The sequence below is a fragment of the Pseudonocardia sp. EC080619-01 genome (genome assembly GCF_001420995.1).
Taxonomy (GTDB): domain Bacteria; phylum Actinomycetota; class Actinomycetes; order Mycobacteriales; family Pseudonocardiaceae; genus Pseudonocardia.
In genome coordinates, this window is the sequence record NZ_CP012185.1 from 165,890 (window position 1) to 180,552 (window position 14,663).

Annotated in this window: 8 protein-coding genes; 5 read left to right on the top strand and 3 right to left on the bottom strand. The window is 68.6% G+C overall.

All coding sequences use genetic code 11. The features are described from left to right. Positions 1-102 precede the first annotated feature (102 nt). A complete protein-coding gene (locus tag AD017_RS28975) occupies positions 103-1,050 on the bottom strand; it encodes a LysR family transcriptional regulator (RefSeq protein ID WP_060576794.1) in 948 nt (315 codons plus the stop codon). 144 nt (positions 1,051-1,194) lie between these two features. Further along, positions 1,195-2,124, bottom strand: coding sequence for a replication protein RepA (locus AD017_RS28980; RefSeq protein ID WP_060576795.1), 930 nt, complete (start codon positions 2,122-2,124; stop codon positions 1,195-1,197). Between the two features lie 916 nt (positions 2,125-3,040). On the opposite strand from AD017_RS28980, the gene AD017_RS34780 reads away from it, so the two are divergent. The 5 genes from AD017_RS34780 (at position 3,041) to AD017_RS34790 (ending at position 13,218) form a co-directional block, all read left to right on the top strand. Beyond that, positions 3,041-3,256 carry a hypothetical protein gene (locus tag AD017_RS34780; protein WP_145984131.1) on the top strand — a complete coding sequence of 72 codons (216 nt, stop codon included), beginning with the start codon at positions 3,041-3,043 and terminating at the stop codon, positions 3,254-3,256. Positions 3,257-4,519: 1,263 nt separating this feature from the next. Beyond that, the gene (locus AD017_RS34785; RefSeq protein WP_145984132.1) at positions 4,520-4,972 is read left to right on the top strand and encodes a hypothetical protein; all 453 of its coding nucleotides are present in this window, start codon (positions 4,520-4,522) and stop codon (positions 4,970-4,972) included. Positions 4,973-7,288: 2,316 nt separating this feature from the next. Then, positions 7,289-8,005 carry a ParA family protein gene (locus AD017_RS28990; RefSeq protein WP_060577442.1) on the top strand — a complete coding sequence of 239 codons (717 nt, stop codon included), beginning with the start codon at positions 7,289-7,291 and terminating at the stop codon, positions 8,003-8,005. 3 nt (positions 8,006-8,008) lie between these two features. Next, positions 8,009-8,986, top strand: coding sequence for a ParB/RepB/Spo0J family partition protein (locus tag AD017_RS28995; RefSeq protein WP_227012911.1), 978 nt, complete (start codon positions 8,009-8,011; stop codon positions 8,984-8,986). A 3,416-nt stretch (positions 8,987-12,402) separates the two neighbouring features. Further along, positions 12,403-13,218: a hypothetical protein gene (locus tag AD017_RS34790; RefSeq protein ID WP_145984133.1), complete on the top strand. Its 816-nt coding sequence runs from the start codon at positions 12,403-12,405 to the stop codon at positions 13,216-13,218. A 343-nt stretch (positions 13,219-13,561) separates the two neighbouring features. On the opposite strand, the gene AD017_RS29005 is transcribed toward AD017_RS34790, so the two are convergent. Then, positions 13,562-13,963, bottom strand: coding sequence for a hypothetical protein (locus AD017_RS29005; RefSeq protein WP_145984134.1), 402 nt, complete (start codon positions 13,961-13,963; stop codon positions 13,562-13,564). Positions 13,964-14,663: the final 700 nt, after the last annotated feature.

The window sequence follows — 14,663 nt, forward strand, 5'->3', positions numbered from 1 at the left end:
CTGCCGTGAGCAGCGCCGACGTGGTCGGCGACCGTTCCCGGAGGACGCTATGCAGCCACTAACTATCGATCAAACAGAGATAAGCGGTCCACTGCATCGGATTCAAAGATGCTCGTCCCCGGGCGCCGCGCGGCCGGAGCCGAGCCGCCGGGCGATCTCCCGGGCGCTGTCGGTCACGGCCCGGGCCCGGGCGGTCCGCCGGGCCGACTCCATCCACGCCACGACGACCGACAGCGACGGAACCTCGCCGGCCACCGGACGGGCCTCGACCCGCCCACCGCCGTAGGTCCCGTCGAGCACCGGCCGCTGGTTGAGCAGGGAGAACCCGAGGCCCCGGGCGACCATCCCGCGCACCGCCTCGACGCTCGACGACCGATAAGCGATCCGCGGTGGTGCGCCGGCCGCGGCCAGCAGCTCGCGGAAGTACTCCCGGCTGTGCGGGAGATCCAGCAGCACCATCGGCTCGTCGGCCAGGTCGGCCAAGCGCACATCTTCCCGCGCGGCGAGCCGGTGCCCGGGCGGCAGGACGACGTAGGGCGGCACCTCGGCGACGACCTCGCGGGCCACATCCGGCCCCAGCCCCAGCTCGTAGGTCACGGCCACCTCGACGGTGCCGCTGCGCAGCGCGGAGCTCACCGCGGCCGCCTCGAGCTCCAGCACCTCCACCTCGAGCCCCGGACAGGTCGCACCCAGGTCCGCCAGCAGCTCCGGCAGCACGAACGGGACGAGGGTCACCATGCAGGCCAGCGTGATGTGGCCGCGCACCTCCTCGCCCCGGCCGCGAGCCGCGTCGAGCACCTCCCCGACGTGGGCGAGGAGCTCCCGCACGTCCCGCAGGAGCTCCTCACCCGCTGCGGTCAGCACGAGCCCGCGAGCGTGCCGGCGCAGGAACAACGGGGTGCCGACCTGACGCTCCAGCTGGGCGACCGCCGACGACACCGCCGACTGCGCCACCCGCAGCTCCTCGGCGGCGCGGGTCATGCTCAGCGCCGACGCGGCCTCGGCGAAGTACCGCAGCTGGGTCAGCGTGACGTCCGGTTGGCGGCTCACGCCGCCAACCCGCACGCCTGCTCTGCGACACCACCGACGTCGCGGATCGTGCGGGCCTTGCGACCGACCCCCTCGGCTACTGCCGAGCCCGGAGACCTCCGAACGGCAGGGGCCCCGTCGCTGGGCATGGCGCTGGCCATGTCGCTACTGAGCCAGCGCCTGCCCGAACGGCGGAGACTCCAGCTCGTAGGGGCTGCGCGCGATGTCGCGAAGACCCTTGAACGGCACATGCGTCCGGCTCGGAGACAGCGTCACCCCGGCCTCGGTGGTCTCGACATTTGCGTCGCGATAGACCAGAAGCACCTCACGCAGATGCTTGGCGAAATCCCGGCGGAACTGCCCACGCCCCTGCTTGGTATCTGCCAGCTCGGAACCGAACTGGGCACGCAACGTGTCCCACGACACCGTCGAGGGCCGACGCAGATAGCTCATGCGATAGGTCAACCAGCAATAGATGTCCAACCGCAGAGCACTACCCCGCAGCGCACGCAATGCCCCGAGATCTATCGGCACCGGATGGTTGGTGACCTCGTCGAAAAAGTCCCCCGACAGACGCACGACGGACGGGAACAACGTGTGCGCCTCGGGATCATCGGACGGACGCGACCACAGATTATACTCACTGGCGACGTTCATCTGCCCACCGGCGACCCGGTTCTCGCCCTCCCACCGCACGGCGAGGGAAGCCTGGAACAGGCGATCGCTCTGCTTCATCAGGCGGGTGATCGTCCCGTTCTTCCCACCGGTCGGGGTCAGACCGAGCTGACGCATGAAGTCACTCAGGTTGCGCCCCAGGACCAGATCCCGACTCTTGGTCCGAAGCGCCTCGGTCGAGAGCCAGTTCAGCAGCAGCCGCGGCATCGCACCGTAGGGATAGCCCGTCGACCCCGGCCGCACGCTCAGCGTCAGGTCACCGTTACGGCGCTCCCAGCGCGGCTTGTCGCCTGGGTCGCGGTAGGGCAGCGACGTCTGGGTGAACAGTCTGGCCAGGAAACCGATCTCCTGCTCGTCCTGATCCCACAGCTCGGCCGCCGCCCGCAGCAGCCTGAGGTCCCGACTGGGTGTGCCCGCCATGGGCAGAGCATGCCATGACGCCGTCAAACAGTGTCTGACCAGGCACGACTCGGAGTGTTGTCCACGCATAACATGCCGACCCGCCGCAGTGATCCACGCATAACATGCCGACCCTCCCGGCCGCCGGTCGCGGCGCCCACGCGCTGAACAGCGGACACAGCACACGGCTGCCGAGACACCCCGTCCACGCATAACGTGCCGACCCCGAAATCCTCGCCGCACCCGACACGGTCGAGACTGCGGATCGTGCCTTCGACGACGTCCGATCGTGCGCATAGATTACCGACCGCATGCGGTCGAGCCCGGCAGTCACGCATAAGTCGCCGACCCGTGCACCCGAGTCGACAGCGCGCGAGGGTGTCTGCACGCGTACCGTCACCGACTCGCCGGTTCACCACACCCGATGCAGGCCCGACGTGCCCGGGCATCAACGAGTGAGGCCGCCGCCATTCGAGCTCCACCAAGGCCGACGCGCGGTACCAGCTACACGGCGACCGAGACACCGGGGCGCCACCGAGTCAACGCTGCGTCGCCCGGGACACGCATAGGACGCCGACCCTGCCCTGCGCATAAGAGGCCGACCGTGGACCACGCATAAGAGGCCGACCACAGTCGAACAACCGATCGACGCGTCAGGACCACGCCCAGGCCAGCGCAGGTATCGGCAGGTCCGAGCACGCATAACAGGCCGACCGCGCCCGGGCCCACCCAGCGGCAGGTCAGCCCTGTGGGAGCGCCCAGGGCGACACATCCGGACCCCATGTGGAGCCGGCCCCGCCGACGATCCACGGCGCAACTCAGCGGTTGGCGCACACGGGTCCGACTCTGCACTTCGGCCCGGGGAGTGCTCGCAGCACGGACCGACCGATCCGGCGACCACCCGAACGCCACAGAGCTCGACCACACGCTCAGCTGTATGCGCACACCCGTCGTCACCAGCACAGTCGGCCTGCGTGCCACCCGGGGGCCGACCCGTCGGCCGTTCGGCGCAGCGGCGCGGATCACCCGTCCACGCGCTCGTCGATGCCTCATCCACCGCGTACCGTTGAGCGAAGTGCTCACGTCTGAGCGCAGTGCTCACGTCGGCAAGATCCACAAGATCCAGGTGCGCAATCCCGTCGGCACCCGTTGAGCGCCTCCCGTAGGCACGCCCCGCCGAGAGCATCCACGCATAAGCTGCCGACCGGCACCGGTAGTCCACGCATCACTTGCCGACCCGCTCCCGCCCCAGGCCGCGGCTCGACGCAGCGATCCACGCATAAGCTGCCGACCAGAGGCTCCGACAGCCCGGTCACGCCCACACGACGAGGCGCCGAGGACGGGGATGGCCGAAGGTGGCGGCCACCGGCCCCGGGCACGCATAAGCTGCCGACCCTCCATCATCATCGCAGGTCACACGGCACGGACGAGCTCCGCAGCCGGTGCCGGGCCACCGACAATCACGCCATACGCCGGCAAATGCACCGCGCTCACACCGCCGGGCACGCATATTTTGCCGACCACCGCCCGCGACGATGGACGCATAAGTTGCCGACCTCGTTCGATCCGAATCTCGGGCGCCGTCGCCGTCGACGTTGTTTGCGTGCCTCGCTCGCATCGCGTCCGGTCGAGAACAATGGTACTTCTGACCTGCACCGACTGCACCGAATGCGATCCCTCGAGCCGCACTGGGCACGAAGCGACTCCACGTCGCCGACGCGCGACTCCACGCATAATCCGCCGACCAGTCGACGAAAGTGGCCGCACGTCGCTCGACAACGGTCGACAAGCCGCGGTCGCCACGCATACCCTGCCGACCAGATGGAGTCGATCTACGCATGGATTGCCGACCCTCTACGCATATCCAGCCGACCGAATTATCACGAACCCACAGGTCAGAGCAATAATTTTCGTTCCCCTGTAGTTCTTCCTGTAAAAGATCTCCTGTAGTGCGAGCCGACGAGCGATGCCAGTGCCTCACCAGTCCAACTCGGGTACCACCCCGAGGCGGACCACATGCGCTCGCGCACGCGGTCCGGTCGTGACCTCACGTGCCGTCGATCTACACGCCTCCACCCGCACCGAACGACCGACTCAGCCGCTCCCAGCCCTCGCCGCCAGCCTGGACTTCGTCCGCGTCTGCTCCGCAGTGGTCGAGTCCCTCTCAGGCCACATCGAGACGACGCCACTCCTCGAGTCGACCAAGCCGATCGGATCATCTGCCCGCCAGCTGTTCAGACTCCTTCGTACCGTCGCGTCGTACTCGTGTGCTCCGCGCACCACATCGTCCCCTGCACAGCGCAGGCCCCTGGCCGCCTCGATCTGTTGCGACTCACGCCGCCGCCCCGTGCACCCTGCTCACGACCCGTCGGCCTCGCGCCCGAAGTACCGGCCGGGTGGTGAGCGTGTCGTACTGGTGTCTCAGCGCTGGTCCGCCATCATCGAAGTCATGGGTCGGACATCGACAGGGCAGCGTCGTGGACGGCCGTGGAAAGGTCCCCGCGTCGTCGTTGTTCCCCGCCTGCTGCACAGCGACCACCGAACCTTCACCGAGCTCGCCACCGCCCGCGGGCTCTACCTCTCCGAGATGGCGGCAGAACTGATCGCGGTCGGCCTGCGCTGCACCGAGCGGCTTCCCACTGAGTTGCCACCCCGACTGAGCTCGACCGAAGCCGCCGACTTCACAGCCCGCATCCCTGCACCGCACGGCAAGTCGGTGCGAGCCATCGCCCGTGCACGCGACAGCCGTATCTCCATCGTCGCCGGCGCACTGATCACGATCGGTCTCCGCCACACCCACGAGCCCGACGACGAGATCACAGCGCCGACGTCGGCTGCCGCACAACAGGACCTGACCCACGCCGGCTGAGTCGGACGTCGCCGTACACGCCAGCCCGTCCGGTTCCGGTCCGTGTCAGCCATCCTTCAGTCTCTGATCGTCCACCGGCCCCTACGCCACGTCAGCCCACGATGCTGTCAACCGACATTGCTAGCTCCGGGGAACGGCGGACGTGCGGTGTCCGGGCCGGCAGGCGATGGACATCCAGGTGACCGGCCGGCCGTAATCCTGGGCGACCGAAGCCTCTTTGGGACGGCTTTGGCGCGACTGACAACGCGTCACTCGCGCCAAAGTGCCCTCAAAGTCGACTCAGACCGGGTAGGTCAGGGGATCACACCCTCGCCAGCCAAGCATCGACGAGGCCGTGCGAGGTGCCGTGAGTCTGGACCAGGTGGGCGTGGTGGAGCAGCTGATAGACCGCTGTGGCCCAGGTCTTGGGCATGGGGCGTCGAAACCAGAGGCGTAGATGTCGTTGGTGACCACCGGTGGGCGGTTCGTAGGCGCCGTCGCCGATGCGGTCGAGCGTCCTCGGCGTCCTGGTCGACGGGCAGCGTGCCGGCATCGTCGACGACGATCAGTGTCAACGGATCTTGACCAGTGACCCCTTTGGGGACGCCACTCAGATTCAGGATCCGGCCACAACCAGGAGACCACGGTGAGCATCGCCGATGCCGATCTGGCACCGCCCAGCGCGAACCTGGCTGAGGTCTATGCTAGCTTCGCCGACGTGGCCGCGGACCGCGAGCAGGGGTGCGCACGTGTCAACGCTCGGGCCCCTCGGGAGACCGCGCTGCCCCGGGCGACCGGATGGCCACCGGCGGGACGTCTGCATCTGCTGCCAGTCGAGGTTCACTCGGCAGCTCTGGGCGAGGGCCGCCGCGTCGACGACGCCCAGGCGATCCGGTTCGGTGCGCTACTCGCCGCCGTCTGGTCAGTCAGGACGCGCGTGTGGTGTCGCGTGGTCGCAGACGAGCTGGCCATCGTAGGCGCCACCGACGCCGGGCTGGCGGAGATGGCCCGCCACCGGCAGGCCATTCCGGGCGTCCGCAGATCCTCGACGCCCACTACGCGACCATCCCGACGGGCACCTCGGAGCGCAGAACCCGGCCGAGGAGGCCTTCCTCGCGGGCAGTTGGGCCGGGCACGCCCCGCTGGTTGATCGAGGCCGCCGCCGGCACGCCGCGGGTGCGACTCAATCTGGGTGACGCCGTCGCTCTCGGGGGTCGACCCGGTCGATCAAGCCCAGACTTCGACCCGATCCCTTCGGGACAGCCGTCGAGCGCTGCATGAACACCAGCACGACCCGTCGGGAGGAACCACCTCCGTCGCGACACGGCCAATCGAAGAGATCACTGCCGACCGCACACCAGAGTTCCTGTTGTCCGCCGACCGGGACCCACATCTCCGCACCCCGGAGCCTTTCAAGATCCGTCGGCAGGTGCTCCCACGTCCCTGGCCCTACAGGCGCCTCCCCGACACGACCTGCCCGGTCGGGGTCTGGCCCAGTGGGTCTACCAGCTGCCATCCACAACAGCCCGACCCCAGCTCGCTTGACACCTCGCGAGGTCCCCGGGGACGCGCACCTGCTCTGAGCAGGGGGTCGGCAGCGCTGTGGGCACTGTGGCGGTGCCGGAAACCGACATCAGACACCTTATCGACAGCCGGTGTGCAAGCCGGTCATGTCAGAGCTGCTCGCGGGCGACCTCGCCCGTGGCGATTCCGCCCGCCCCGCGCTCAGCTGGTTGCCGCTACGCCTGCATCGATCACCTCGGTCGAAGTGACGTCGACCGACGACACCCGGAGCCGGGCAACCGCGCACGGGCTCGTCCTGATCGGCGGTCAGGCGCGGCACGCAGTAGCTGCACGACTTGAGCTGACCTCTCTAATATATCAGAAATCGAACAGATGTTCTTATATCTCAGTTATGCCAGTCAGGGCGTGGGATCCACGACACAAGAGTGCGGGGCGATCCTCGGCCAAGGATCGCCCCGCAGCGATTTCGTGCACGCATCTGACCCAGCACGACCAGATGACGCCTGTCCGGGCGGACCCGGACAACAACTCCCTGCGTAGAGGAGCGCTTTCGCAGCAGCAAGGCTACATCGCTGCGGCGCCGAGAGCGAGCGATGCGCCTGGCGACACGGCGTCGATCGGTCGCGTAGGAGTGGGTACGGTCCGCCACCGGCCCCGACAACACGGTGGCATAAACGCCGTTTACACGCTCCGCGATACCGCGCGCGGCACGCCGATAGCACACCGGAAGCACCGGCGCACGCACGTGATCTGCAAGGATGGCCCGCGATCCGAAGTACCACCCGCCGGGTGGGAAGCAGACGGGAGTTCTCCATGGCGCGCGTGCACGTAATCGCCAACCAAAAGGGCGGGGTCGGCAAGACCACGGTCACCGTGAATCTCGCAGCAGTAGTCGCCGACACCCTCGGAGGGACCGCCGACTCGTCACCGGTGCTGGGGGTCTCGACCGACCCGCAGGCCTCGATGCTCGAGTGGGCTCAGCGGGTCGGCGACGAGCTGCCGTTCGACTTCGAGCAGTGCCACGACAACCCCAGACTCCTGGGGAAGCTGCGCGAGATCCAGCAGTACTCACACATCTTCGTCGACACCCCGGGCAGTCTGGAGGACGAGTCGATTCTGCAGACCGTTCTGACCCAGGCCGACGACGTCATCGTTCCCCTGGAGCCGGAGCCGATGTCGTTCTCACCGGCCACCCGCTCCATCCAGCGCGTCATCGAACCGGCTGGGGTGCCCTGGCGGGTCCTGCTCAACAACTGGGACCCCCGCGACGGGTCCGGCGACCTCGATCAGACTCGCGAGTACGTCGCCGCCCGCCGCTGGCCGACGTTCCACACCGTGATCCGCCACTACAAGCTCCACACCCGGGCGTCGGCCGAAGGCGTCACCGTCGTCCAGTACGCCAAGAACCGGGTCGCGCTCGAAGCGCGCCAGGACTTCTTCCGGCTCGCCCTCGAAGTCCTCGGCAGCAGCGGAGAAGGCCCCCGGCACTCCACCGACGTAAACGGCGTTTACACCGAGACCGGGGAGTGAGCCGTGGGTAAGCGCGTCAACCTCGCCGAGCTCGCCAACGAAGACGTACCCGGCGACTACACCCCGCCGCCCCCACCGGAGCCCACCCCCATCCGGGGTAGTGGACCGACCGCGGTCCCCGCCCCGGCCGCCGCCCCCACTCCGGAACCGGGGCCCGAGACCTCCATGCTCACGGTCACCGAGATCGTGGCCAACCCGCTCAACCAGCGCGCCGTCGACGACATGGACGACGCGGACTTCTACGAGCTCGTCTCCACCATCCGCGGTCATGGCGTCCTGCAGCCGATCGTGGTGTGCTCTGCGTCTGCGTTCCTGAGCCGCTACCCCGGACACGAGAGCGACCTCAAAGACGCGCGGTGGGTGGCGCTGATCGGTAACCGACGGCTGCGGGCCGCCGCCGTCGCCGGCCTGACCCAGATGCCGGCGCTGATCAATGACGACCGCGTCGCCTCGATGTACGAGGTCATGCTCGTCGAGAACAGCCACCGCAAGGCGCTCGGACCCCTGCACGAAGCTGAGGCGATGCAGCGGCTGCTCTCCGAAGCCGAGATCTCACAACGCGCACTGGCCGGTCGCATCGGCCGCACCCCGATGTACGTCAGCCAGCGAATGGCACTACTCGGCCTGATCCCCAGCCTCCGCGAGGCCCTGGAACAGGGCAGCCTCAAAGTCGAGCAAGGACGCCAGTTCGGCGGACTGCCCGAAGACGAACAGGAAGCCATCGCCGCAGCCGGCCCGCCCTACCGCAAGCAGCCGCTCCCCGGCACCCAGACCGAGACCACCGAGATGCCACGTCGCACCCGACGCAGCATCGCGGTCTCCAGCCCCGCACGCGCGGCAGCGTCGATCCGCGAGATCTTCACCGAGACCGAACGCGCCGAGCTCATCCGATTGCTCTCCGAACTCGCCCCACCGACCCTCGCGGACCCGGAGACCGCCGGCTCCGGCAGCGCCGCGCCTCCCACCGACAGCGCCGGCTGACCATCACCCCGACCCCTCGGCCCGTCGACGTAAACGCCGTTTACGTCGACGGGCCGTTCTCGTCCGGTCCGCCGTCGGCGTCGACACCGCTCGACTCGAGCCGGCACCCATGGTGGGCGGTGACCACGACTGCCCGCAGCAATCACGACCACGGCCGTAAACGCCGTTTACAAGTCAACACCGCGCAGGAGCGTCACCCGCCACACGAACCCGACGACGCCGTCGGGCGACCACCGGCAATTCGAGCCTTCAACGGGCAACACCGTAAACGGCGTTTACACCCTCAAGTGCTCCTACCGGGTCACGCAGAACCGGCAAGATCCACCGCCTGGGCGGACCCGACAGCAGTGATGAGCTGTTCGAGATACGCCACTCACGAGCGAGTCAATCCTCTGGAGCATCGCTCCTGGTTTCGAGTCGCCAACTCCAGACAGACGACACAGGAACCTCGACTCCAGCCTGCCTGGTCATCAGCTACCGGACAGGACACACGTCCGGTATCCCGGCGCAGGGTCGACCGGGCACTTCGACCGATCCCGTACCGGCGCCGACCTCCAGCAACGACATGAGGACGACCAGCAACGCCGGGGCGTAAACGCCGTTTACAGTCGCGGCGCTGTCACCCCGCGGCCGGAACACGCAGGTCCGCCGCTACCGATACCGCGACACCTGAGGCCGTGCCAGGAGAAGCGGGGCCGATTAGCGGGCAGAGCCGCAGCGTCGGAAAGCGCACAGCGGACACCGGAGGTGGTCTCGCCGCCATGGGCGGCACGACACCGTCCGGGACGATTCGTCGAGCGCTCAGATCGCGCTCACCGTCCGCCACGTCCGATTCCACCTGGCGTTGTCCGTTCGTTCGCGCCGGCGTCGTCGCTGGACCCCAAGGACCTCTGCCCGAAGCCTGGCTCGGGTGGGTGGGGTCAGCCCGGTGGGACTGTGTCCCTGGCGGCAAGTGAAGCACCGAGGCGGACACCGTATAGACCTCAGGGCTACTACTCCGTGGCCGCCTCGTCTCTCCAGCCTTGCTGGTCCGCCCCCGTGCTCACCGGTGTCTTCCGACCTGTGTATCGCGCAGCCGTAAACGGCGTTTACACACATCCTCGGACGACAGCAGATGAGGCCGACGCAGAGGCCCGAGACCGAGCGGGTAAACGCCGTTTACACCCACGACCTCACCCCGCCCACGCGAGCGGGGGCCTCGCATACGCGGCCCGAGAGTGATACCACCTGTCTGCGGCATCTCGAAACCTCCTGCGGGCGCTGCGTGAGCCCGACGCGGGAGAGAGCGTCCGCAGCGAGCTGGACTGCCGCCGTGTAAACGGCGTTTACAGACCTCCTCCGTGCAGCCGAGGCCCGAAGGACCGCGACGGCGGACGGGGCGGTCATAGAACAACGCGGACCGGACCACCGGCGGAGACCACCTTGTTGCCCGCTTCCCGTTCGGAGTGCGGACCACCCTGAGCCGACAGCACCATCACACCGCGCAGAGTCATCTCCTACAGCGCCCCGCACTGCCTTGTCGGCGGCCGCAGCGACGTACCGTGCGCTCACGGGTGGAGAGAAGCGTGTCCCTCCCGTCATCCATCGAGTCCGGAGCTCGTCTTATCGAAGGCGCACGGACAGACGAAGCTCTCGTCCCGTCCCGTCCCGTCGCCGGATACGGTAAACGGCGTTTACCCCTGACCTTGGGCCGCGACGACCGTCTCCACGGCCCTGGGCATTCGACGGGTGTAAACGGCGTTTACGGCACCTCCGGGGGCGCAGCCCGAACGCGGCACATCGCGGGCTCGGCGCCGACCCGCAGCCCGAACACCCGGTGAGGAGGAGCCCCCGATCACCGGGGGCAGGCCCAGCGGAGGGGCGGAGGCTCGGGGAGCCGGACGGAGCCCGATCACTCGGACCGCCAGCTCGGCCGGGCCAGTCGCCCGTGGTGGGGACCGGTCGCCCGTTACGGCCACAGCGCACCGAGCACACCGACCGCATGGCCATCGTGTCGGCATCCCGGATACGACGAGTACAGGGAGGCGTAAACGCCGTTTACCTCGTCGCGCTAGATCCGACACGTCGCCAGGACTCCGACGACGAGCAGCACACACGAGGACGGAAACGCCTACGAGCGGACCCACCGCCGGGCGGACCTGCCAGTGGCCGACGAGCGCGCCTTCAGGGAGTCATCGCACCGGAGCGTCATCTGTTCGCTGACCGGAACCGGCCGCACCCCCGCGATCACCCCCGCAGGCGGTCGCCTCCCCTCAACGCCCCACCGCCAGCCGAATCTGTCCCATCCCACGCCCACTGCTCCGCACGGATCCCACAGGCTCGCCGCCGGCGGCCCAGCGGCGCGGCCTTCGCCGGCGAGGAGCCCCGCGGACGCTGAAGCCTCGTCGTACCGCCCTCGCATCGCAGGGTGAGCCGATCCCGATCGGCGCGCGTCGGGGCACGTCGTCTGCGACCGCGGAATCGCGAGGCACCCGGCAACGATTCCCGCCCGCCCCACCGGACTCCGGCGTCGTCAGCGCGAAGTGCCGGAAGACGTGTAAACGGCGTTTACGGCTCCGGGCCGTCGCGGATCGATGGATCGGTCGGCCGGCGCACGAACTCGGGGCTCGTTGGTCACTGTGCTGATGGGCTGCTGTCGTGGCCGTGCTGGGGAGGTTTCAGGGCGCACCCTCCACCCGGCGCCGCGTCCCCGCGCCGTAGCCAGCACGACAGCTCGAACCGGGACGGCCCCCTCAGCGACCGGCGGCCAAGTCGACCTGGTTGACCGCGGCACACAGAAGGGCCGATCCGCCTCTCTGATGACGCGTCAGCACCGGGCGCCCGACGCCTGGCAAGCGGCCGACACGATCTGCTGGGAGCCGCGTAGCACGGCGCAGGGCGGGCACAGCAGCGCGAACTGGGCCCGCTTCGATGGGAGGGGTAGGGGTAAACGCCGTTTACCCCCTACCCGAGGCGAGCCCACATCCTCGTAGTCACCGTCTGTCGCCCACGACCCGCTCGGTCGGCTAGACCTCGGCGCGCCGACAAGCACCTACCCGCACCTCGCCAACAGCATCTGTACTCGATCCCGGGATCCTCCCGCCCGCCGAGGACACCGGCGCCTCGCCACGCAGGAGAGGTGCGCCGGAGGTGCGGTGCAGGCACCGCCATCACAGCGCGGCGCACGACCGTCCCGAGCGCCGAAGCCGCCTGCCTCGGCCGGCAGCCGTCTCGGCTCCCGGCCGAGAGATCCGGGTGCTCGACCATGGCCGAGCACCATCGACATCCGCCCCCACTCCGATCCGACAACCACTCCCGCTCCGAGCACCTCCACCGTGGCCGACCGGACTCCGCTCTCCCTGCCCGCGTCGTCTCCTCCCCACCCCGCGACCACCGCCGACTGGTGTCCGTAGACCTGTCAGTGAAATACTGCCATCGTGGCGACGCCTCCCCGGATCACCGATGTCGAACGCGACGCGGCGATCACCCGCATCACCGACCGGCACACGAGGATCGACGATCCGCGCAGGTCAGAGCTGGGAACTGACCCCCGCGATGTGATCAGCTGGGTCCTCGACCGCGGAACTGCAGGCGTACCCACCGCCGTCTCCGCAGCCGACCACCAGGACGCGGTCCTGCTCAGCACCTGGTGCTGGTGGGAGGAACGTCGACGCGAACGCCGGCTCCTGCGCCAAGGCCAGCAGCTCGGCCTGTCCGCCGCCGAACTCGGTGCCCCCCTGGGCATCCGTTCCCGCCAAGGACTCCGCGACCGGCTGGATCGTCTCGACGCCCTGCTCGCCCACGACCGGCCCGACGAACAGCTCACCCGCGACGCGCGCAGGACCCGACGCACACGAGACCCCCAACAGCTCTGGATCGACCGCCACCACGACCACGTCCGCGCGGTTCTGGCAGCGCTGATCGCACAGGCCGCCCGCTTCCTCGAGACGATCGCAACGACCGAGCCCGACGAACCGCTCGACGGCGGCGGCGTGAGGGAGAACGGCGACACCGCAGACGAGCTCGACGAAACCGCCACCGATATCGACGACTGGCTGACCGAACTCCGTGCCGACTATGAGCAGGACCATCTCACCCCCGCTACCGTGGCTGTGGCGGGTCTGCTCGTGGCCGAGATCCGTGGGCATCCCAGTGCTCTGGCTCTGCCCCCGCGACACCGGCTCCCCATCACCCTCCGCGTGGTCGACGATCTCCGATCTGCATTCACAACGACCCGCTCCCCGCGAGGCTGATGAAGACCACAGCGACGAATCGGATCTCGGCGGGCTGACAGCCGTCGCGTCACCCTCGCCGACAACCGAGCTGTATCTCGTTTACAGGTCTATATCTCGGATACCAACAGAGTCGAACAGACGTTCGATTCATCTGGAGTCGATGCCTCGCGTTCGTGCAGGGGCCGGAGGAGGCGCGCCTCCCCGGTGGCGGTGCACTGTCCTCGAGAAACGGACTGTCCGGGCGACCTCGGTAGGAATCCGCGAACCGTATCGGCGGTCGCACGACAACCCGAGGTGGAAACGCCGTTTACCCCACCAGAGAGGCCGCGCCGCCAGCCAGGCCAACCCGGCTCAGGTTGAGTCACGATCGACGTACTGGCACGTGACCGCCGCCCCGCCTCGTGGGGCATGGCAGGCAAAGGACCGGTCCGACCTCGCCACCGCGCAGCGACCACCGCGCCCGCCGTCGGCCGATTTCTGCCCCGCGTCGCCTCCGCACGACTGCCACCGGTGCCCCGGAGGTCACGCTGCTGGCGGCACGGACGCCGCGCGTGTCGCTGCGCATGTCACCGCGCTCGTCCGCGCACACCGCACCGAACAAGCTGTCTACCTCGGTGCGCTCGCCGCCGAACACCCCCACCGCAGCCAGCGCGATCTCCGTCGGATCATCGATGCTCTCCACCGCGCTGGACACTGCACACTCGCCGACGCCCTGCAGGCCGAAGTCCGAGCCGCCGTCGTCCTGATCGATCGCCGTGCTCACCTGCGACGACGACATCTCGCAGACACAGATACGAACCCCGCTGTCGGACCAGCATCAGATCCAGCTCGTGGACACCCTGCTTTACTCGCCAGTAGCCGGGTGCAGACTCCCCAACCTGAGCCTGTCGGCTCCGGAGGTGACGACCCAGGAGCGCTCACATCCTGGATCCTGGATATGATGCGAATCGCTGCGCATGGACACCACTGCCGCCCACCACACCGATGACGCCGAAGCGTCCCGCGGTAGCCCTGGACGGCATCCGCGGGCTGCGTCCACCACCGCCGGAGCCTGACAGATCACGTCTCGAAGGTGGCGATGGTCATCTCACTGGCAGGTCCGGTCGCAGCATCAACCCGCGGAGAGGGTGCCCACCATTCTGGGCCGGGCGCCCAGCGATGGTTCAGCCGTGCTGTCGCACGTGAGCTCGACAGCGAATAGACACGCGGACTCCACCACGCACCCACCGGCCGGCGCCGGACAGCGACCACACCGACGGCCAGGTCCGAGTGACGTCGCCGATAACCACGTCGCCGGTCCAGAACCGGTCCAGGCGGGAACCAGGAGCGGGGAAACGCTGGGATACAGAGGGTCCCCCTCACCGCCCAGACGGCGACGGTGTCCTCGTCCCCGGCGCGACGTGAGGAACGCGGTGACTCTGCGGCCCGCCCCGTGCCGGGAGTCGATGCCCCGCCACCCGCAC